The organism is Acinetobacter genomosp. 15BJ, from assembly GCF_000400715.1.
Taxonomy (GTDB): Bacteria; Pseudomonadota; Gammaproteobacteria; order Pseudomonadales; family Moraxellaceae; genus Acinetobacter.
The window spans coordinates 90,733-113,014 of sequence record NZ_KE007347.1; the positions used below are offsets into that span (position 1 = coordinate 90,733).

Annotated in this window: 18 protein-coding genes, 2 tRNA genes and 1 pseudogene; 12 read left to right on the forward strand and 9 right to left on the reverse strand. The window is 40.4% G+C overall.

Features of this window, described 5'->3' with window-relative positions; translation table 11 throughout:
• Positions 1-346: 346 nt before the first annotated feature.
• On the forward strand, positions 347-3,079 hold the full coding sequence (locus F896_RS13490; RefSeq protein WP_016163054.1) for a TonB-dependent receptor plug domain-containing protein: 2,733 nt from the start codon (positions 347-349) through the stop codon (positions 3,077-3,079).
• Between the two features lie 7 nt (positions 3,080-3,086).
• Positions 3,087-5,859 (forward strand): annotated as a pseudogene (locus F896_RS13485) (M1 family metallopeptidase).
• A gap of 59 nt (positions 5,860-5,918) precedes the next feature.
• On the opposite strand, the gene F896_RS13480 reads toward F896_RS13485, so the two are convergent.
• Both F896_RS13480 and F896_RS13475 read right to left on the reverse strand, forming a co-directional pair.
• Positions 5,919-7,283, reverse strand: coding sequence for an L-cystine transporter (locus tag F896_RS13480; RefSeq protein WP_016163056.1), 1,365 nt, complete (start codon positions 7,281-7,283; stop codon positions 5,919-5,921).
• A 357-nt stretch (positions 7,284-7,640) separates the two neighbouring features.
• Positions 7,641-8,225 carry an anthranilate synthase component II gene (locus F896_RS13475; RefSeq protein ID WP_004808529.1) on the reverse strand — a complete coding sequence of 195 codons (585 nt, stop codon included), beginning with the start codon at positions 8,223-8,225 and terminating at the stop codon, positions 7,641-7,643.
• A gap of 617 nt (positions 8,226-8,842) precedes the next feature.
• Between F896_RS13475 and glnA the strand changes: the two genes are divergently transcribed.
• From glnA to F896_RS13450, 5 genes are all read left to right on the forward strand, one after another.
• Positions 8,843-10,258, forward strand: a complete 1,416-nt coding sequence (gene glnA, locus F896_RS13470; protein WP_171057879.1) for a type I glutamate--ammonia ligase — start codon at positions 8,843-8,845, stop codon at positions 10,256-10,258.
• A gap of 124 nt (positions 10,259-10,382) precedes the next feature.
• Entirely contained in the window at positions 10,383-10,874 is a 492-nt protein-coding gene (locus tag F896_RS13465) for a chorismate--pyruvate lyase family protein (RefSeq protein WP_016163057.1), read from the forward strand.
• A 15-nt stretch (positions 10,875-10,889) separates the two neighbouring features.
• Positions 10,890-11,771, forward strand: coding sequence for a 4-hydroxybenzoate octaprenyltransferase (gene ubiA, locus F896_RS13460; RefSeq protein WP_004808525.1), 882 nt, complete (start codon positions 10,890-10,892; stop codon positions 11,769-11,771).
• Positions 11,772-11,881: 110 nt separating this feature from the next.
• Complete coding sequence (locus F896_RS13455; RefSeq protein WP_016163058.1) at positions 11,882-13,189, forward strand: alpha/beta hydrolase; 1,308 nt, start codon at positions 11,882-11,884, stop codon at positions 13,187-13,189.
• A gap of 112 nt (positions 13,190-13,301) precedes the next feature.
• Positions 13,302-13,508 (forward strand): hypothetical protein, encoded by a 207-nt coding sequence (locus tag F896_RS13450; RefSeq protein WP_005202434.1) that lies wholly within the window; start codon positions 13,302-13,304, stop codon positions 13,506-13,508.
• A 19-nt stretch (positions 13,509-13,527) separates the two neighbouring features.
• Here the strand turns inward: F896_RS13450 and F896_RS13445 are convergent, their stop codons facing one another.
• The 4 genes from F896_RS13445 to F896_RS13430 form a co-directional block, all read right to left on the reverse strand.
• Positions 13,528-13,968: a DUF2726 domain-containing protein gene (locus F896_RS13445; protein WP_032882328.1), complete on the reverse strand. Its 441-nt coding sequence runs from the start codon at positions 13,966-13,968 to the stop codon at positions 13,528-13,530.
• A gap of 58 nt (positions 13,969-14,026) precedes the next feature.
• Positions 14,027-14,102, reverse strand: a tRNA-Asn gene (locus tag F896_RS13440).
• 85 nt (positions 14,103-14,187) lie between these two features.
• Positions 14,188-14,496 (reverse strand): DUF8200 family protein, encoded by a 309-nt coding sequence (locus F896_RS13435; protein WP_016163060.1) that lies wholly within the window; start codon positions 14,494-14,496, stop codon positions 14,188-14,190.
• Between the two features lie 179 nt (positions 14,497-14,675).
• Positions 14,676-14,751 (reverse strand) — tRNA-Asn (locus F896_RS13430).
• A 236-nt stretch (positions 14,752-14,987) separates the two neighbouring features.
• Between F896_RS13430 and F896_RS13425 the strand changes: the two genes are divergently transcribed.
• Entirely contained in the window at positions 14,988-15,419 is a 432-nt protein-coding gene (locus tag F896_RS13425; protein WP_016163061.1) for a hypothetical protein, read from the forward strand.
• Between the two features lie 36 nt (positions 15,420-15,455).
• On the opposite strand, the gene F896_RS13420 is transcribed toward F896_RS13425, so the two are convergent.
• Positions 15,456-15,893 (reverse strand): PaaI family thioesterase, encoded by a 438-nt coding sequence (locus F896_RS13420; RefSeq protein ID WP_005202437.1) that lies wholly within the window; start codon positions 15,891-15,893, stop codon positions 15,456-15,458.
• A gap of 181 nt (positions 15,894-16,074) precedes the next feature.
• Here F896_RS13420 and F896_RS13415 point away from each other — a divergent pair, with 181 nt between their 5' ends.
• Entirely contained in the window at positions 16,075-16,494 is a 420-nt protein-coding gene (locus tag F896_RS13415; protein ID WP_016163062.1) for a GFA family protein, read from the forward strand.
• A 96-nt stretch (positions 16,495-16,590) separates the two neighbouring features.
• Here the strand turns inward: F896_RS13415 and F896_RS13410 are convergent, their stop codons facing one another.
• Positions 16,591-17,826 (reverse strand): pyridoxal phosphate-dependent aminotransferase, encoded by a 1,236-nt coding sequence (locus F896_RS13410; protein ID WP_004808509.1) that lies wholly within the window; start codon positions 17,824-17,826, stop codon positions 16,591-16,593.
• 215 nt (positions 17,827-18,041) lie between these two features.
• Here F896_RS13410 and F896_RS13405 point away from each other — a divergent pair, with 215 nt between their 5' ends.
• Positions 18,042-18,221 (forward strand): hypothetical protein, encoded by a 180-nt coding sequence (locus tag F896_RS13405; protein WP_004652676.1) that lies wholly within the window; start codon positions 18,042-18,044, stop codon positions 18,219-18,221.
• Between the two features lie 36 nt (positions 18,222-18,257).
• Here the strand turns inward: F896_RS13405 and F896_RS13400 are convergent, their stop codons facing one another.
• Positions 18,258-19,052 carry an A1S_2505 family phage non-structural protein gene (locus F896_RS13400; RefSeq protein WP_016163063.1) on the reverse strand — a complete coding sequence of 265 codons (795 nt, stop codon included), beginning with the start codon at positions 19,050-19,052 and terminating at the stop codon, positions 18,258-18,260.
• 435 nt (positions 19,053-19,487) lie between these two features.
• On the opposite strand from F896_RS13400, the gene uvrB reads away from it, so the two are divergent.
• Both uvrB and F896_RS13390 read left to right on the forward strand, forming a co-directional pair.
• Positions 19,488-21,512, forward strand: coding sequence for an excinuclease ABC subunit UvrB (gene uvrB / locus F896_RS13395; RefSeq protein WP_016163064.1), 2,025 nt, complete (start codon positions 19,488-19,490; stop codon positions 21,510-21,512).
• A gap of 120 nt (positions 21,513-21,632) precedes the next feature.
• Entirely contained in the window at positions 21,633-22,217 is a 585-nt protein-coding gene (locus F896_RS13390) for a lipocalin family protein (RefSeq protein ID WP_016163065.1), read from the forward strand.
• Positions 22,218-22,282: the final 65 nt, after the last annotated feature.

Here is a 22,282-nt window from a genome sequence, read left to right on the forward strand (position 1 = left end):
TGATTAAAATTTTTAAGTGAAGTTAGTTGATGGTGAAGGGTAGCTTGGCATTTAGTAAGGTGTGACCCTATTGCTAAGGAGCTATGTTAGCAGAAAATAACCGAAGATTTAGGTTGTTGCTAGAGAGTTTTTAAAATTTAGATTGTTTGCATATTTTGACAAATTTGTGATCTTCGTTGATTAAATGAAAAAGGTTTTATTTTTTAACCCTATTATTTGAATTTTTATGATAAATAATCAACCATTTGGTATATCTTATTCGCACATATTCCTATAAAAATGTGTATAAATCAACTAAATAAAAGTGGATATATTAGGGCGGTCTTAATGTCATTCATAAATTAATATGTATTCAAATTACTTGAAATATATCGGGGTCAGCAAAAAGAAGCATTCGTTTGTCTTTATTTTCGTTGCACTTTTTCATCCATTGCAAGCCTATGCCGAGACAAAGACTGAAACGCCACAGAAAGAGGCTGTATCGGATAAGGTGGTACGTGTTGCGGTGACAGGTTCACGCATCTCCAAAGCGCAAAAAGATGGCCCAACCAGTGTAACGGTCATTACTGCCGCAGATATTGAAAAACAGGGTTTTAGTAATGCCTTTGATGCCTTGAATAACCTGACTCAAAACACAGGTTTTGTACAAGGTGCGGATTATGGCAATACTTTTACTCCCGCAGCCAATGCCATCAGTCTGCGTGGTTTAGGGCCGAACCATACTTTAACCTTAATTAATGGGCATCGGGTTGCCGATTATCCTGTGCCTTATGACGGCGCCGTGAATTTTGTCAATTTAGCCAATATCCCAACTGCAATTATTGATCGTATTGAAATCTTGAATGGAGGTGCTTCCGCGATTTATGGTTCGGATGCGATTGCAGGTGTGGTCAATATCATCCTGAAGAAGAAAACCGATGGTACACAATTCAATATCAAGGCAGGTGGCACTAAAGAAGGTGGTGAAAATTTACGTCTACAATTGAGTGGCAGTAAAACATTAGACAAGCTCAATCTTGTTTATGGACTTGAGCTGAGTGGGCGTGAACCGATTTGGGCGGCTGATCGTGACTTTATGACGAGCCGAACGCGTCGAGGGGAAAAGCCAGACACGATCGTTGGACGTAAAAATGCCAAGACAGGCCAGTATCTTTCAATGAGTGGCTGTGATGCATTTGATGATCTATTTAAAGGCTCAGTAACAAATATTGGCAAAGCAGGAGCAGATAATTGTGCCAGCGGTTTAGCTCGACCGACCTATTGGACCGTTCAAACCAAGAATCGCAGTCAAAATGGTTATCTCGGTTTAGATTATGAGCTGAATGAGAAAACCCAATTATTCGCAGATGTTTTGATTGGTGCCAATCAAATTGAAAACAATACACGTGGCCCGACATGGACTTCTTTAGGCGCAAGTAGTGGCTATTTCCTCAATCAAGACACAGGAAATTATGAAATCTGGACACGACGTTTTGCACCAGAAGAACTCGGTGATGTTGAGCAAGCCAATAAAAAATGGAAAGAACTCTCCTCCAATTTGAACTTTGGTATTCGCGGTGATATTGGGGACAGTAGCTGGCGTTATGAAGCTGCCTATAATGGCTCGATTTATACCAGTCAATTACGTAAACAGGGGCTGGTTCGTTCGAATGTTGATGAATATTTTTTAGGTCAGCGACAGGGTGTAGACCAAGATGGTATTCCAATTTATTCCCCGCATTTAGATCGTATCAGTCGGCCACTGACCGCTAGTGAGTTTAGAAGCATTTCAGGCACGACTGAGGAGAAAGACAAGTCATGGGCACAAAGCTTAACCTTGAGTGCCAATGGTGATGTATTTGAATTGCCTGCAGGAACGGCCAAGCTGGCTGCGGTGGCAGAAATTGGACGCCAAGGTTTTAAAATCAAACCCGATAAGGCGGTGGAAAATGGGGACTTCTATAATGCCACTTCCAGTGGCGAATATGGTGGGGCACGTACCCGTCAAGCCTTGGGTACGGAATTATTCTTACCTTTAGCCAAGCCACTCAATTTAACCTTATCTGGACGCTATGACCGCTATGCCTTATCAGATAACAGTATTGATAAATTCACATTTGGTTCAGGCTTAGAATTTAGACCACATTCAACTTTATTGGTGCGAGGCAACTACGCCACCAGTTTCCGTGCACCAGATATGAACTATCTGTTTTTAAATAAACAAAGAGGGTATTTCCCAAGTACTACCGATTATTTACGCTGCAGCCAAACGGGACAAGCATTAGATAAATGTAGCTTTAAAGATTATTCGCCTGGCGCGAACTACACATTAACGGGCAACAAAGATTTAAAACCAGAAGAGGGCAAATCTTATGGCGCAGGTTTTGTATGGTCTCCGAGTAATAAGTTTGATATCTCGGTGGATTATTGGGATATCAAAATTGATAATCTGGTGACCAATCTCAGTCCAGATAAAATTCTACGCTTAGAAGCTGCTTGTCGTTTGGGTGCACAAGATATCAATTCGGCACAATGTGTTGATGCGTTGGCGCGTGTAGAACGTAACCCTATAAATGCGGTGGTTGATCCAAATGTCATCAATAATATCAATATTGTTCCGATCAATGCAGCCTCAGATCATACTCGCGGGATTGATTTCACCAGCAAATGGCGCTGGAAAACAGAAAATTTAGGTAACTTCCTGTGGACGGTGAATTATAGCCGTGTGCTTGAACGTGAATATCAACAATCAAAAGATGGCGAGAAAGATAACTATTTAAAAGATTTAACCATTCCAGATTGGCGAGATCGCTTTAATACCAGTCTCAGTTGGAATCTCGGTGATTGGGCATCAACTGTATTAGTCAATCGCTATGGCAAGATTCCAAACGGTAATCAAACGGCTTACTTAAGCCCGACCTATTTGGTCAATTGGAGTGGAACTTATCAAATTTCACCCAAGGCCTCTGCATCAATCATTGTGAATAACCTATTTGACAAAGTGAAACACGATGACACAGGCGGATGGCCATATTATCCAGTAGGATCATATTCACCAATCGGCCGTCAGGGTTGGTTGGAGTTTAATTATAAATTCTAACAATGATGTGTGGATGCAGCGAAGTGGTACACCATTTGCTGCATCTTTTTATTTTAAAAACTACAGAGGACAGATCTCCTATGTTGGTCAAACCTTCATTTAAAAAACAATTGCTACTGACAACATTACTTTCTTTATCCGCAACACAGATTTTTGCATCAAATAGCAATGAACAAATTCCAATCGGCAAATTACCTGAATGGGCCATACCCGAATCTTATGATTTAGATTTTAAAATTGACCCTGCACAAAAAAGTTATACCAGTAAAACCACAATCCACTTAAAACTGACCCAAGCAACCGATCATGTTTGGATTCATGGTAAATCTTTATCGGTAAAAGACGCCAACATCCTATCCGCAGCTGGGCAGAAAACCACAGCCAAATATGAGCAAGCTTCAGAGGTCGATGGTGTCAGTGTGATTAAGTTTGCCCAGACATTACCCGCAGGGCAATACCGTTTAATATTGGATTTTAATGCAGACTATGATCAGCAACTGGATGGTATTTATAAAATCGAATTTGAAGGTAAACCTTATGTCATGACTCAAATGGAGGCGATCAGTGCACGTCAATCTTTTCCATCATTTGATGAGCCGCGCTTTAAAACGCCCTTTAATATTCGATTAACCATACCAAGCAAATATTCAGGTTTTACCAATACCAATCAAGTCTCTGAACAGGCCGAAAAATCGGGTTGGAAAACGTTAAGCTTTGCACCGACCAAACCACTGCCAACCTATCTATTGGCACTGGCGGTTGGCCCTTGGCAAGTACAACAAGGTCCTGATATTGGTGCGACTGAGTGGCGTAAAGAGGCGATCAAATTACGTGGTCTTGCACCCGATGCTAAGGCTGAAAAAATGCAGCATGCCTTGTCTGAAACCCCCGCGATTTTAAAAACATTAGAAGATTATTTTGCATTCGGTTATCCATTCGACAAGCTGGATTTACTTGCTGCACCTGACTTTGCTGCGGGTGCGATGGAAAACCCCGGACTGATTACATTTAGAGATTATTTGATGCTGCTAGATAAAGACTCTCCAGTGTCTTTTGTACAGAGTTCATTTAATGTCAATGCACACGAATTGGCGCACCAATGGTTTGGGGATGTAGTGACTATGCCGTGGTGGGATGATCTGTGGTTGAATGAATCTTTTGCGACTTGGATGCAAAGTAAAATTACCCAACAATTACATCCTGAATTTAACGCTGATCTTGAACGTGTCGTCGATACTGCCGGCGCGATGAAAAGCGATAGTTTGGTCAGTGTACGCCGTATCCGTCAGCCAATTTTAAGTAACGCCGATATTCAAACTGCTTTTGATGGTATTACCTATCAAAAAGGCGCAGCTGTTTTAAATATGTTTGAAAGTTATTTAGGCGAGGAAAAATTCAAACAAGGGGTAAGAAACTATATTAACAAGCATCAATATGGCACTGCTACTGCCAATGATTTAATTAGCTCCCTCGCAGAACAATCCGGTCAAGCTGAGCGTTTTAGCAAAGCAGTGAAAAGTTTTATTGATCAACCAGGTGTACCGTTGCTGAATACTTCATTGCAGCAACAAGGTAATAAAGTCTTTTTAAATGTAAAACAAACACGCTATTTACCCGTTGGTTCTAAAGGCGATGCCAACAGTCTTTGGGGGGTACCGTTGTGTGTACGTTACGAAGTTCCCAATGCGGCAAGTAAAGTTCAGTGTGAGTTGATTGATCAAGCGGAAGCCAAAATTGAACTCAAAGGTGCACGTATTAACAGTTGGTATATTCCAAATGCGGATGCAGCAGGCTATTACCAATTTAGTTTGCCTGAACCAGAACTTGCTCGTCTGACTGCCGCTACGGAAAAACTGTCCAATACTGAACAATTGGCTTATGCCTATGCTATTTCAGCGGCATTTAACCATGGTGATATTAACTTGTTGGCGGTGGTAGATGTTGCGAAGAAGTTTGCGAGCTCGAATAGCCGGCAAATTAGTACGGCATTGTTTCAGCAACTCAGTACGATTCAACGCCATGTGTTGAAGACAGAAGCAGAACGTGAACATTTTAGAAAAGTGCTCGCGAATTTGTACCTACCTAAATTGAATCAATTGGGTTATGAGAGTAAAGCAGGTGAGTCTGCTGAGGATAGCTTGTGGCGGAGTGAGTTAGCCCAATTTCTTGCATTGGAAATTCAGGTACCAGAAGTTCGCCAAAAACTGTTAAAGCAATCTGATGTTTTATTTGAACAGGCGCAACTGAACTTTGCCCAGCTCACCCCAGAATTATTGCCAACGATTTTGGCAGTACGTGTCCAAGAAAAAGGCCAACCTACCTTTGATCGTTTAGCAGGAGAGTTACAACGCATCACTCAACCGACCCAACGTTTGGCAATTCTCACTGCCTTAGGTTCAGCAAATCAGGTGGGAACACGTCAGCAGGCACGTCAGTTAGTTTTAGATCCACGTGTGAAAGTCGGTGAAGTACGTACCGTGATTAACTCAATCAATAGCTATAGTGGTGAACAAGGTGGACTCTGGTCATGGTTTAAGACCAATCATGAGGCGGTGTTTGATCGTTTAGGCAAGTCTTCTGCTGGACGTTTCCCCGCATTGTTTAGTGGTGCAGCATGTTCACAACAGGAAGCAACACAGCTAAACACTTTCTTTGCATCGAGAACTAAAGAGCTAGTGGGGGTTGAGCGCGGTTTAAATCAAACCAAGGAACGGATTCAACTGTGTGAGTCCTTAGTTGCGAAGCAAGATGGTTCGCTTGTGCAACAGTTGAAGTTGTAATTTATTCAGTTATAAAAAAGCCAACGATCATGCGTTGGCTTTTTTATTTTCAGTGTGTTTTAAGCATCATTATCTGGTTGCGGATTTCTGACACCGAGTAATTGGCTGGTCGCTGTGCCTGCAGTCATCGAACCGTTGACGTTTAAAGCCGTACGACCCATATCAATCAATGGCTCAATTGAAATCAGTAACGCAACTAAAGTAATTGGTAAGCCCATCGCTGGTAGGACGATTAAAGCAGCGAAGGTTGCACCGCCACCAACGCCAGCAACACCAATCGAACTAAGGGTCACTACCACAACCAATTGGGCAACCCATAATGGATCAAGTGGATTGATACCCACAGTTGGCGCAACCATCACCGCCAGCATCGCCGGGTATAAACCTGCACAACCATTTTGACCAATGGTTGCACCAAATGAAGCAGAGAAGCTAGCAATACCTTCAGGCACACCCAATTGTTTGGTTTGTGCTTCGATATTAAGCGGAATACTGGCTGCACTTGAACGACTGGTAAATGCAAAAGTTAAAACCGGGAAAACTTTCTTGAAAAAGTCGATTGGATTGACACGTACAAATAGTAAAATCAGCGCATGTACGAGGAACATAATTGCAAGTCCAAGATAGGAAGCAACTAAAAACTCACCAAGTTTGACAATGTCGGCTACATTTGCTGTTGCCACCATTTTGGTCATCAGTGCCAATACACCATAAGGTGTAAATTGCATCACTAAACGGACAAGGCTAATCACCAAAGCTTGCAGTGCTTCAATCCCGTGTCTGATTCTTTCACCATTGACGGTGTCTTTATCCATCAGTTTAAGTGCTGCCACACCTAAAAATGCAGAGAAAATCACTACACTGATGATCGCTGTTGGACGAACACCGGTTAAATCTGCAAAGGGGTTTTGTGGGAATAAAGAAAGCAAGAGTTTTGGAACATCTAAATCTGTCACTTGCCCAATGTATTGACTTTGAATGGCGGCTAGACGTGCTGCTTCTTTAGTACCTTGTACCAGTCCCTCCGCCGTTAAACCAAATAAATTGGTAATACCTGCACCCACCAGTGCGGCAATTGCCGTGGTCACTAACAAGATACCAATCACGAGTACACTGATTTTTCCAAGAGAAGTGGTTTGGTGTAACTTCACCACTGCACTTAAAATTGAAATGAAAATCAGCGGCATGATCACCATTTGTAATAGCTGTACATAACCATTACCAACAAGGTTAATCCATGCAATTGAATGCTCAATAACAGGGTTGTCACCATAGATCGCTTTAAGTGCTAAACCAAAAAAGATACCTACGATCATACCGATCAGAACTTTTTTGGAGAGACTCCAATCTTTACGGTAGCTAAAAAACAATCCTGCCATGAGCAGGACGAAAACAATAATATTCAATAAAACCAAGGTATTCACAATAGGTTATCCTGATAAATCATTCAGGGGGAATGCTAAGAACAATGACTTAGATTCTATCATCCAGCCGCCCTGAAACTTAATCATTCCTATGACTATAGTTAATCTAAAAAAGTAAAATGCAATCAGGCAAAACAGAAATCGAGGATTGAACTTACTTTTTATAACGTGTGAAAAGTGGATTAATTATTGAAAAAGAATGACTTGTTTTTAAGTGTAAGTTTTCAGATTAATTTTAATGCTGAAAATTTGTGCAGTATGTATGAGTTGTATATTGTTTTTATATGTTCAAAATAAAAACAGCCCATTGATTAAAAATGGGCTGTCAGGAAACTAAATTGAATCAAGTTCTAGGATTTAAGCATAAATATCCAAGAAGTTTTTGAAAATTTGATGCCCGTGTTCACTCAAAATAGACTCAGGGTGAAATTGCACACCTTCTACAGGCAGTGTTTTATGTTTCACACCCATAATTTCTTCAATCGTGCCATCTGCTTGATTGGTCCAACACGTCACTTCTAAGCACTCTGGGAGTGTTTCTTGCTCAATCACCAATGAATGATAACGTGTTGCAGCAAAAGGCGATGGCAAGTTGCTAAAAATTCCTTTGTCACTATGATGCATATCGGACAGGCGACCATGCATGACTGTTTTGGCGCGGATAATATTGCCACCAAAAGCCTGTCCAATGGCTTGGTGACCTAAGCAAACGCCAAGCAAAGGAATTTTCCCTGCAAAGTGATTGATGGCTGGAATTGAAATGCCTGCTTCACTCGGAGAGCATGGACCAGGGCCAATCACCAGGTATTTCGGCTGCCATCGCTCAATATCCTCTAATGTCACTTGATCATTACGAACAACTTTTACTTCTTGATTCAACTCGCCAAAGTATTGAACGATGTTGTAAGTAAATGAGTCATAGTTATCGACCATTAGAAGCATTTTATATTCAACCTATTGATTATATTTAAGGTTTTAACAAATGAGTGCTGATATTGCTCACATTGTTACTCACTTTAAGAAAAATGGAGAATGATGGACCACAATTCTTAGACGAATAATCATAGCAAAAACAAATAGCCAATGTTGAATATTTCGGAAATCTCAGCACTTAAATAAAGGGGCAATTTTGTTTGTTGAAATGAGCAGGTAATTGATCATAAATTTTTGTAATTGAAACACTTGAGAAAAAAAACTGAAAGTGAATCGAAAGTCTAAATGAATTGATTGGAATGATCTTGAAAAGAATGATATAAAAAGCCAATTTACGCAAATAATAAAAGCGTAATTGGCACTACATTGGTTCTTTGTTATATGTATTGCACTATTTTGGTTCATTATGTCTTTTTTGGGGACGCGCTAAAATAGGAATGTTTAAATATGGTGCATTTTTAAATGCAGACATTATAGTAGGCATAGGACAGGGAGCCTAAAGCATTTTTTCTACAAAGAATTTCAATGTTTTAGGTATGCTTTGAAATTGTTGGTATGATAATTGCTAATTATACACCAACAACTAACACGCACTTAACAAGTGCATAAAAACTTCATTGGAGCAAATGAGCATGGCGAACAAGGTCCTTCAACTCATCAAAGAAAGTGGCGCAAAATGGGTCGATTTTCGCTTTACTGATACTAAGGGTAAAGAGCAGCACGTAACTTACCCAGCTGATACCATTGATGAAGATACATTTGAAGACGGTAAAATGTTTGATGGTTCTTCAATTGCTGGCTGGAAAGGTATTGAAGCTTCTGACATGATCTTACGTCCAGATGCTGAAACAGGTTTTCTTGACCCGTTCTTTGCTGAGCCTACAGTTGTTGTGACTTGTGACGTAATCGAGCCTTCAACTGGTCAAGGTTACGAGCGTGACCCACGTTCGATTGCTCGTCGTGCTGAAGAATATTTAAAATCTACAGGTATCGGTGATACAGCATTCTTTGGTCCAGAACCAGAATTCTTCGTTTTTGACGAAGTGAAATGGGACATCGACATGTCTGGCGCGCGCCACACATTGATCGCTGAAGAAGCTGCTTGGTCTACAGGTAAAGACTACGAAGCAGGTAACTCAGGTCACCGTCCACGTGTTAAAGGCGGTTACTTCCCAGTTCCTCCAGTTGACTCTCATCAAGACATGCGTGCTGAAATGTGTGCACGTATCGAAGATATCATGGGTCCTGGTCGTGTAGAAGTACATCACCATGAAGTTGCATCTTGCCAATTAGAAATTGGTGTGAGCTTCAATACCTTAGTTCGTAAAGCGGACGAAGTTCAACAGTTCAAATATGCAGTTTGGAACGTTGCTCACCAATATGGCAAAACAGCGACATTCATGCCTAAGCCAATGGTTGGTGATAACGGTTCTGGTATGCACGTTCATATGTCAATCTCTAAAGATGGCAAGAACTTGTTTGCTGGTGATGAATATGCTGGTTTGTCAGAAATGGCGTTGTTCTTCATCGGTGGTGTAATCAAACACGCACGTGCGTTGAATGCGATTACTAACCCAGGTACAAACTCTTATAAACGTTTAGTTCCACACTACGAAGCACCAATTATGCTTGCTTACTCAGCACGTAACCGTTCTGCTTCTATCCGTATTCCTTACGTTTCTAGCCCTAAAGGCAAGCGTATTGAAGCACGTTTCCCTGATCCATTAATGAACCCATACTTAGGTTTTGCTGCATTGTTAATGGCTGGTCTTGATGGTATTCAAAACAAGATCCACCCAGGTGAAGCTGCTGACAAAAACTTGTATGATCTTCCTCCTGAAGAAGAAGCAAAAATCCCAACAGTTGCTCACAACTTGGAAATGGCGATTGCTGCACTTGAAGCGGATCATGAGTTCTTGTTGAAAGGTGGTGTATTCACTAAAGAAATGCTTGATGCATATATCGAACTTAAAACTGAAGATGTGCGTCGTCTTAATACGACGACTCACCCAGTTGAATTTGATATGTACTACAGCCTGTAATACATACAGATTAAAAAAAGCTCGCTTCGGCGAGCTTTTTTATGTTTTTGATTCAATTGAAAGTCATGCGCTTTTTCCCAAAAAATTCATGTACACTAATCGCGATGTTTTTAGTGAGCCAAGCATGCGAAATTTACGACCAAACAGAATTAAGGGGCAAGAGATCCCAGCTGAATTAAAAAAATGGTTGTATGCATCTGGTTCCCTCACTCAGCAGTTGACTGATTTGGGCGGGGGGGAGTTTCATGTTGAACGTATAAAAGAGCATTTCCAACGGCTTACTTTCAATGATAGCCAGTGGATGCAAATGCCAGCACACCATATTGCATGGGTACGTGAAACTAACCTTTATGGTAGTGAAACAGAAGCTTGGGTAAAAGCAAAGAGTATCTTTCCGATTTTAAGCTTACATAAGAAAGCACGATTATTTCGGCATATCCGTAATAAGCCTATTGGTTGGTTCCTATTTCAACGAACCAATCCAGTTTGTGAAAGACGAGTGATTTATTTTGAAGAAGGTTGGACCAGACAAAGTTGCTATACTTGGCATGGCTGCAAATTTATCGTGCAAGAAACATTTCTTCCCGCATTTGAACAGTTTATTCGACAGCATTGACTCTAAGGATTCATCATGGAAACAGTGCAACACACAACATGGCGGCAACGTTTAGAAGCCTATTACTATCTATGCCGTTTTGATAAGCCAGTAGGTACAGAACTGGTCTTTTGGCCAACTATGTGGGCATTATGGATTGCTGCGGGCGGTTTACCACCTTTGCAGATTCTCATTGCGATGGTCTTGGGCACTATTTTTATGCGTGCAGCGGGTTGTGCCATCAATGACTTTGCTGATCGTAAAGTCGATGCTCATGTAGAGCGTACTAAAACACGTCCATTAGCCACAGGTATTATTCGTCCTCGCGAAGCGGTTTATGTTTTTTTGGGATTAGTTGCAGCAAGTGCGTGTACTTTATTTTTTCTACCGATTGCGACGTTTTATTGTGCCTTAGCAGGTTTAGTGCTGGCATTCGTTTACCCTTTTATGAAGCGCTATACACACTTACCACAAGTGGTTTTAGGTATGGCTTTTTCATGGGGAATTCCCATGTCTTTTACCGCGATGGGTAAGCCCTTAGATTTAACCTGTTGGCTTTTATATTTTGGTAATTTGGCTTGGACGGTTGCCTACGATACTCAGTATGCAATTACCGATCGTGAATATGATTTGAAAATTGGAGTGAAATCGACAGCGATTTTATTTGGTCGTTACGATATACAGATTATTGGCTTACTTCAAATTTTAAGCTTGCTCCTCATTGGTGGGGCTTTATATCTGGAAAATCTGTTGTTACCGTTTGGATTGATTGCGCTGTTGATCGTTGCCGTAGATTTTGCCTATCAAGCTTTCAAAACCAAAGATCGTGATCCACAAATTTGTTTTTGGGCATTTCGTCACAATCGTTGGGTGGGACTGATTATTTTTCTTGGAATTTTTTTAGAATTCATATTTTAAATTGACTGAATAGTTGAAAAGTGTCCTATGCAGGGCACTTTTTTTATGCCTTAATAATACGGCATGTAGATTCATGCACAAAAATAAGACAAGGACTAAAAGGATATTTTATGAAACGGTCAAACATTGCTTTAGCAGTTACTTTCTCGATTTCTGCATTATTTTTAACAGCGTGTAATGACAATGATGATGATTATACCGGGGTAGATTCGAATAAAACCTATCTGTCTGAAACGACTTATTCCAAGGATAAAGTGGATAATGCCTCATCACTCAAGGTAATGACTTATAACATGGAGAATGTTCAAGGTCGCACTGCCAAAGCAACCGCACTGGTGATGTTCCCTAAAGTTGCTCAGCCTGCTGATGGTTATAGAGTGGTGGTCTGGGAGCATGGTACGGTTGGGGTGGGTGATAGCTGTGCACCAAGTAATAATACTGTGAATCCTCGCTTTAAACTCCTCGCTGATACTTTATTGGCGGCAGGTTATGTGGTGATTGCACCAGATTATGAAGGCTTGGGGACTCCAGGAATTCATCCATATCTAAACTTGGGTAGTGAAGCTAAATCTGCGATTGCAGCGGTAAAAGCAGCAAAAGATCATTATGGGGCGAAACTCAACGGACAATGGATGTCTATTGGTCAGTCTCAAGGTGGTCATGCTTCATTGGGTACTGCTGAATTTGCAAATAATGATGCAAATTATAAAGGTGCGGTTGCGGGCGCACCTGCATCTAGCCTTGGTTATATCATCTCTGTTGTTGCACCACAGGCAATTGCAAATATTCTTAAGCAAGAACAGGCTGGTCTTGCACCAGTAGGTACAGCTGTTGAAGTCTATGCAGAGCTGCTTGCTTATGCTGCATATACGACTGTTGGTATTACTGCTTATGATCCTAAATTTAATTATCGAGAAATTTTTCAGGAACGTTCTCGCTCAATTGCTGAATTCGCCGAAGGTACTACAGGTGAGAATGGCGTATGTTTAGATGATTTGCATAATAAATTTGCAGCAGATATTCGTGACTTTATTAGCAAAGATACCACTAAAACTGTTTTGGACTATCCAGGTTTAGCGGGTAACTTCCAAGAAAATCCAACAGTGAAAAAATTCCTAACAGATAATCAACCTGCGACCAAGAAAATAAACAGTCCAGTGATGATTATTCAGGGTACATTAGATATGGCAGTGCCTTACCCAGTGACAGATTCTTTGCAAAAAGGATTGATTGCATTGGGCACTAAAGTCACTTTCTTGCCAGTTGTTGGGGCGAGTCATACTCAAGCAATTGTATGTAAGAATGCGGATGCTTATGGCTTTATCCAAGCCAATATGTCAGCAGGTACTGGCATTGTACTGACCGATGCTCAGAAAGATGCAAGTAAGAGCCCGCATTGTACAGGTGTTGGTTTATAGGTTTATATGATTTTGATATTTGCCTAATCGTAAAAAGAGTCTCTTTATAGAGGCTCTTTTTTGTTATATTGTTGCACTGTTTAAAGCCATGCAATTTGAGTTTAAATCACTTATGAGCCAGCCACCTGTTGAGAAAAAATCAATCCCTTGGTTATTAATGAGTTTGGGATTGTTGATTCCAATTTTTATTGTAGGTATGGCCTTTGTTGCTGCCAAAAGTGATGCACAAACCAAGAAAAAATATGACCAGCAACGCGCTGAAATGGCAAAGAAATTTGAACAGCAGAAAAATGCTGAACAAGCGACGAAGGCGGAATAATCTTTATTAAATTAGCCGACTATCGAAGATCCATCTGTAACTGTTTTACAGATGGAATTTGTGTATAGCGCTGCACTAAATAGCCTGCTTCTTGCAGCATCTGATCGCGCTTTTTATCTTCTAATTCCTTCCCGACATGGCTTGGGTCATCTAACTCAATAATCGCCAGCACATTCATCTCTTGATCTAAAACCACAAAGTCGGTCACTTTACGGTTGAATTTACTACGGATCTTATAATGATCACTGGTAATCAATGCACTGAAGGCAACCTGCGCAAGCACATGATGCTGTGGAAAGGCCTGTTGTAATCGTACAAACATTCTGGATTCAAATGATGTGATGACAGGTCGAGCAAAGAATTTTTGTTTGGGAAAGAAAGGGCGTATACAGCTAAACAGCAAGATAGCTGTACTAATAAAACCAATCGTTAGAAATAAGAAGTGATTCGATTCAAACATGTATTTATCAAAGAGCAAATAAAAAACCCACTCAATTAAGAGTGGGTTTTTAGAATCTTGGCTCTCCCACCTGGGCTCGAACCAGGGACCTGCGGATTAACAGTCCGTCGCTCTACCGACTGAGCTATGGGAGAATCTGGAGCGAATTTTAGGGCTTAAATGGTAGTCCGTCAAGTAAAATCAGTATGAATAATAATCGCTTAACCAAAATATTGTGTATTAACGTGCAACTTGATTACATTGTGCCAATTCAGTGGAGCGGGCATTCCAGATTGCACCAGCTGAGTTTTTATAATAACTAATCTTACCAATACGTAAGACTAGACTCTGACAAGAATCTAAGGAGAGAGCATTGCCCCAAGAGCCAGACATGCTACATACACGACCATTACATTTCCAGACGACATTGGGTCCATTTTCAATTGGCACAGTCACCGTGCCCTTATAAGAAGAACCAGCATACCAAGTGGTTTGGGCGGCCATTGCTGGACTACAATAGACGATTAAACAGAATAGAAGTTTTTTCATTATGTGTTTTCCTTAACATCATCGTTAAGTTTTATTTTATAGTTGAAATAATAAGCTAGGTCGAAATTTATACGATACTCAACATGAAATGAACAAAATAATAGTAATTGTCGTTATAAGGATATTTTGTTCATTTTAAATAAAAAGCCCAGATCAATGATCTGGGCTTTTTAGAATCTTGGCTCTCCCACCTGGGCTCGAACCAGGGACCTGCGGATTAACAGTCCGTCGCTCTACCGACTGAGCTATGGGAGAATCTGAGTGCCATTATAGGCAGCTTTTAAAATTGGTCAAGATAAAACTGTCATGTTTCTTTCATTTTTGCATCGTATGCTTTTTATTTGCACAATTGCGATAAAGTTGGAAAAATAACTTGAACTTTGAACAGGCTGTTGCTAGATTCCAATTAGAAAGAGCGTTTAGATATTTATCTAAACAGTGTGGATTTAACCCTACTTGCCAGCACTAAAATGGCTAAATTGGAGGTCGAAATGACTATTCTAAATATTCAATCTATTTTTTCAAATTTGTCTTTTTATCAACAGCATTATCTCGAAATTATTCAAGATGCTGAGCAGTATTACACGCCAGTTGAGCATTCATTTATAAATACTTTTCCGTTTAAGCAACAAGCCTTGTATCTAGGCGATTTATTGCAATTATGGTTTGGTAATAAGTGGAAAATTCAAACACCTAAAGATCTACTCACACAAAAAAATACATCGACTGTTGATGAGCACGCACCTTTATATTTATTTCAACTGGGTGGTGAATTATTTTTAGGCGCAAACACTGCTTTGGCTTGGTCTGTGGCAGAGCAAAAAGTTGTCTCAGTACAAGTGAAAAGCATTTGGCAATACGCAGTATTCAGTCATTTATGTATTCGACCAAAAAACTTTCAAGCGAATAAGGCCATTGCATAGGGCTATGATTAAATAGCCCATTTGCTTAATCTGTGCTTATGGGCGAATGATCATGCAGGTGGCGGTTGCATGGGCATAAAGTTTGCCATCTGCATCGACAATCTTACCTTCAGAAATTCCTAAATTTTTACTGATATTGATCATACTGCCTATCGCTGTGAGTTTTTGATTTTTAGGAATAGGCCGACACATTTTAATATTTAGATCAATGGTGCCATAACCAACACCGGCTTCTAAAAGCGTATGAACAGCACAGCCTGTCACTGAATCAAGTACGGTTGCAGCAAAACCACCATGTACACCACCCAGCGGATTAAGGTGGCGTTGATCTGCTTGCACTTCGAATTTGATAAATCCTTCTGCAACTTCTACAGGTTGCATCGGAATGGTTTCACTAATACTGGCAGGTGGAATTTTCCCTTCACACATCGCGGTTAAAAACTCAAGTCCATTCATTTCTTTCGGGTGTTTCATGTTTTTTCCTATATAGTTCTAAAAAGGAACTTGTGTATAACGTAGTCTTTCCATTACAGGCTGTCAATACAGTTCATCGATCAATATCATGTTTTACAAATTATTGATTGCGCCATGCTTGCTTTGTTTTATGCTAAGGATAATTCATAAATAACAATTTTGAATAAAAGGTAAATTTATAATGAAAGGACAATGTGTTTGTGGTGAAACCACATTTGAAGTTGAATTAAGTAATCATGATGTACATGCCTGTCACTGTTCGATTTGTCGTCGGCAGACCAGTGGTGTGATTATGACGATTGATGTGAAACAGGGCAGCTTAAAATTTTTAAAACAAGAGCACCTTTCTGTTTATAACTCATCGGCTTGGGGTGAGCGGGGCTTCTGTAATGCCTGTGGCACCAATTTATTTTGGCGGACTAAAGATCAGAATTATTGCAATATCAATGCATTTGCATTGAATGAGTCACCACAAGATTTAAATCTCGATCTGGAGATTTATATTGATTGTAAACCTGAGTTCTATGCTTTTCAAAATTCGACCAAGAAGATGACTGAAGCTGAGGTCATTGCACTTTTTAGTGGTGAATCTGCGGAATAGTGCAGCTTGTAGGAAATTCTAATTGCATTGTAGATCTTAATTTAAGAGATAAAAAAAGAAGCTCCGTTGAGAAGCTTCTTTTTTATTGCGGGAAAATTATTTCGCAGCTTTTTCTGCTGCAATCGATGCAATTGCGGCATCAACGCCTTCAATTGAATCAGCTGCTTTTTTAATACGTGCTAAAGCATCAACTAAAACTTCGTCAGCAGTTGCATAAGAGATACGCATAAAGCCACCTAAACCGAATGCATCACCAGGAACAACAGCAACACCTGTTTCTTCAAGTAACCATTCAGAGAATTCTGTGCAAGATTTTAAGCCTTTGGCACGAATCAATGGACGGATGTTTGCATAGGCATAGAAAGCACCATCAGCAGGAAGACAAGAAATCCCTTTGATATCATTCAAGCCACTCACAACGAGGTCATGACGACGTTTAAAGGCTTCAATCATTGGCTCAAGTACATCTTGTGGGCCATTCAATGCTGCTTCAGCTGCAACTTGCGAAATCGAAGTTGGGTTTGAAGTCGATTGTGACTGGATCTTTTTCATCGCACCAATAATTTTTGCAGGACCTGCTGCATAACCGATACGCCAGCCTGTCATTGCGTAGGCTTTAGATACGCCATTTAAAACAATGGTACGGTCATACAAGTCTGGTGCAACAGTCGCAATATTGTAGAACTCATCTTCCCAACGAATTGGTTCATACATGTCATCAGAAGCAACAAATACTTGTGGGTGACGACGTAACACTTCTGCCAAAGCTTCTAATTCAGCTTTGGTATAGATCATACCCGTTGGATTTGATGGGCTGTTTAATACCACTAAACGTGTATTTGGTGTGATCGCTGCTTCTAACTGTTCTGGTGTGATTTTGAAGCGTTGTTCTTCACCGCATTTCACGATCACGGGTGTGCCTTCAGCAATAATCACCATATCTGGATAGCTTACCCAGAAAGGTGCAGGGATGATCACTTCATCACCTTTGTTTAACAAAGCAAGTGCCAAGTTAAAGAAACTTTGCTTACCACCACAAGACACGAGAATCTGGTTGGCTTGATAATCTAAATTATTATCGCGTTTGAATTTCGCAATAATTGCTTTTTTTAAGCTTGGAGTACCGTCTACAGCTGTATATTTTGTAAAGCCTTTATTAATCGCTTCAATTGCGGCATCTTTGATGTGTTGAGGGGTATCAAAGTCTGGTTCGCCTGCACCTAAACCAATCACGTTTTTACCAGCAGCTTTAAGCTCAGCGGCTTTATTGGTTACTGCAAGTGTAGGGGACGGTTTGATGGCATTGACACGATCAGAGAGACGTACGTCCACGGCATTATTCCTTCTTATGGGATTAAAAAATAAAAAGCAGGTTATCTTAGCCTAAATCGACTTCTTTGTGGCTGAAACTTGCCAGAATCGCATAAAAAGTTACTAAATTTTAAGCATTAGAATCATTGTGTTTTTTTTACATATTTTATTTTTATCAAAAGCGCAAAAATCTATTACAATGTGCGGCTAGAAATCTAGATTTCGAGAGAATTCCAATGAGTACCCAACAACCTAAAGCCAAAAAAGCTTTGGTGAAATTGCCTTTCCCGATGCCATCTGCTCAGGATGATGCTGAGGATGCAACGCATAATCAGGTTCGTCCAAAACCTGAACAATATGCTGATCGCACTTGGATGCCACCACGCGGTACACGTCGTTCGATGGGTAAGCGTTAATAAAAAAGCCAATCATCTTGATTGGCTTTTTTATTGTTAATGGCGGTTGAGAGGATGTTGTATTTTTAGTTCACCGCGCCAAAGTTTGAGAAAATCGTACTCATCAATATCATACAGTTCCATCAAGGCAATAATCACACTCACAAAGGTCATGGCACCTTCAGCATTGTTATGGAAATTGAAAATTTTGCCATTGAGCTTGCCTAAAATGTCGTTGATTTCATGTTCACGACCGCGACCATAACGATCACGTGGGTACAACTCTTCATTTAAAACAACCAAAGCAATGGCTTTTTCAGCTGCGGTTAACTGAGTCTGATCGAGTGCTTCCTCGAAAGACTCATAGCCATGATCGAAATAGAAAATGACCTTATCAGAAATAAAAGCATGTACCGCATCAGCAGTTAGGTCAGGAAATTGCGAAACGGCATCTTCTTCGATATAGGGACGAAAAGATTCTGGAAAAATCACATTGGAGTGAATGCCTTTAAATAATGGGGCGATTTCAGATACTTTATAACCCGCAATACCACAGCCCAAGGCCGTTAAGAAGTATTTCATTTTAGGGTGGTGTTTTGCGTAGACTTTAAAGTCCTCGACATAATGCTCTATCTGAGCCAATGGCATTTGTTGTAAATGTTCGTTCAGTGTTGGAATTGCGAAGGTTTGCCCAGCCCAACCACGCCCAACACCTTTGACTGCCGCAAAGTGTTGTGCTGCGACACGGGCCGCACCGCTGTCATGTATCCCTGCTAAATTACTACCAAAAACAAAGACCGTATCTTCTGGGAGTTCCGTTACGATTGTTTCATCGTGATATTGGTAAGCCATATTCTTATCATTGAAATCGAGTATAAGTCCATGTTGCAGTTGATTGCGTAGCGGGTCAAGTCTTGCTTGAGATTAATTTATTCAAGACATGTTTCTGAGTGAAGATATTCCAATGACGATTAGATTCAAGTATTGCTAAGCACTAAAATATATATTATGGCTTTACTTAGCAGAGTCTTTGATACTGTGATGTGTTGTCTAGGAGTTATAGTTAACAATTGATATCAAAACTAGATTGAAATTTAACCCCATTCTGTTAAGTTTTTTAGGTTTATAAGTATAAATTGCGAGCTTTTTTAAAGAGCAGGCCAATCTCTTGATTTGACTGTGTTGGAAATTGCATAACAATTCAAAAGTATCGTTAGACTTTAAAAAGCAGCCTGTTGCCCCCATTAGAAAGTAAAAATAGCCATCCAATCAGTTGAGTATCTCTATATGAGCGAAAACCAACCTTTTGAGTTAGTCACCAATTATCAACCTGCGGGAGATCAACCTCAGGCGATTGAAAAATTGGTCAGTGGTATCGATCAAGGTTTTCGTAATCAATTACTGCTTGGGGTAACAGGGTCAGGTAAAACCTATACCATGGCCAATGTCATTGCTCAGACGCAACGTCCAACGATTGTCATGGCACATAACAAGACCCTTGCGGCTCAGTTGTATGGTGAATTTAAGGCATTCTTCCCTAATAATGCGGTTGAGTATTTCGTCAGTTATTACGATTACTATCAACCAGAAGCCTATGTGCCATCATCCGATACCTTTATCGAAAAAGACTCTGCCATTAATGATCACATTGACCAAATGCGTCTTTCGGCAACACGTGCGTTGTTAGAACGTCGTGATGCCATTATTGTCGCTTCGGTTTCTGCGATTTATGGTTTGGGTGATCCAAATGCCTATATGCAAATGCTATTGCATATCGTACAAGGTGATCGTATTAGCCGCGATGAGATCATTCGTCGTCTAGTAGAGATGCAATATACCCGTAATGAACTGGAGTTCTTACGTGGTACTTATCGTATCCGTGGAGAAATTATTGATATTTTCCCAGCAGAATCGGATAAAGATGCGATTCGGGTCGAATTATTTGACGATGAAGTCGATTCGATTCGCTGGTTTGATCCTTTGACTGGAAAATTGGTACGCAAAGTGCCGCGTGTGACCATTTATCCAAAGAGTCATTATGTGACTCCGAAAGATCATTTAACTCGTGCTATCGATACCATTAGAGATGAGTTGAAAGATCAGCTTAAATTCTTTAAAGAGCATGACAAGTTATTAGAAGCACAGCGGATCGAACAGCGTACGCGTTATGACTTAGAGATGATGCAGCAATTGGGTTATACCAATGGTATTGAAAACTACTCTCGCCATCTTTCAGGTCGTACCGCAGGTGAGGCACCACCGACTTTATTTGATTATATCCCTGAAGATGCCTTGCTGATTATTGATGAATCGCATGTGACTGTTCCTCAAATTGGAGCGATGTATAAAGGTGACCGTTCACGCAAAGAAAACTTGGTGAATTATGGTTTCCGCTTACCAAGTGCATTGGATAACCGCCCAATGAAATTTGAAGAGTGGGAGCGGATTGTTCCAACGACAGTCTTTGTCAGTGCAACACCTGCGCATTATGAATTGGAAAAGTCAGAGCAAATTGTTGAGCAGGTGGTACGTCCAACAGGTTTGATTGATCCTGAAATTGAAGTACGTCCAGTATTAACTCAAGTAGATGATGTACTTTCTGAAATCAATATACGTAAGCAACTGAATGAACGTGTGCTTGTTACAACTTTGACTAAACGTATGGCTGAGGATTTAACGTCTTATCTTAAAGAATATGGCGTTAAAGTGGCTTATCTGCACTCGGATATTGATACTGTTGAGCGTGTCAAAATTATTCACGAACTACGTACTGGTGTGCATGATGTATTGGTCGGGATTAACTTGCTACGTGAAGGTCTAGATATGCCAGAAGTGTCTTTGGTTGCAATCTTAGATGCGGATAAAGAGGGTTTCTTGCGTTCAGAACGTTCATTGATTCAAACCATTGGTCGTGCGGCACGTAATGTCAAAGGTAAAGCGATTTTATATGCCGATCGTATTACTGATTCGATGCGTAAAGCGATGGATGAAACAGATCGCCGTCGTAATAAACAAATTGAATTTAATGAATTACATGGTATTACACCACGTAGTGCGGTGCGCCAAACTATCAAGGAAATCGATACGGGTGAAGTGCTCAGTGATGATGAAATTGATGAAAAAGTGCTTGAGCAAGCGCAGGCGATCAGTGCAGATGAGCAGCATTTGTTGTCTGATCCAAAATTGTTTGCAAAGCATATCGGCAAACTGGAAAAGGAAATGTTAAAAGCCTCGAAAGAGTTACAGTTTGAACAAGCGGCGAGATTACGCGATGAGATTGTCCGTCTCAAAGCGCATATGTTGCAGTCATAATCAAACAGAGGAATCCTCAAAAGGGATACATATCGCAACAGTTTTTGTTCACAAAGTAAGCTATTTTAAATTGCTAACTATATGACTATTGATAACAAATTACTGTTTTGAGGATTTCTCATGCCTTTTATTAAAAATTTCCCGAAAGCGAGTTGGCGCCTTGCAAAGATTGCGATTGGTGGGGCGGTCTTAACTGGGTTGGCTGTTGGAACCATTGCCTATGCACAAGCAAAACCGTTACCGACAGTAGATAAAGTTGAACTCGATAAGTATTTGGGCGTTTGGTACGAAGTCGCGCGAAAACCAATGTTTTTTGAGCGTAAGTGTGCTTATAACGTCACCGCGACTTATACCTTAAATGAAAATGGCAATATTGTTGTTGATAACAAGTGTTATGACAGTGAAGGCAACTTACAGCAAAGTTTAGGCGAGGCATTTGTTGCTAATGCGCCATTTAATACTAAATTGCGGGTAAGTTTCTTGCCAGAGGTCGTGCGTTGGGTGCCTGTGATCCGTGGTGATTACTGGATTTTAAAACTCGATGCTGATTATCAAACGGTACTGGTTGGAGAACCGCGCCGTAAATATTTATGGGTACTTTCACGAATACCTAATCCTAAAAAAGAAATTATTCATGAGTATTTAAATTACGCTAAATCATTAGGTTATGATATTAGTGATGTGATTTACCCTGAACATCATTAAATAAATACGATATACTGAATAAGAACCATGCTTGCATGGTTTTTTTAATTCCGAATAGTGGATAA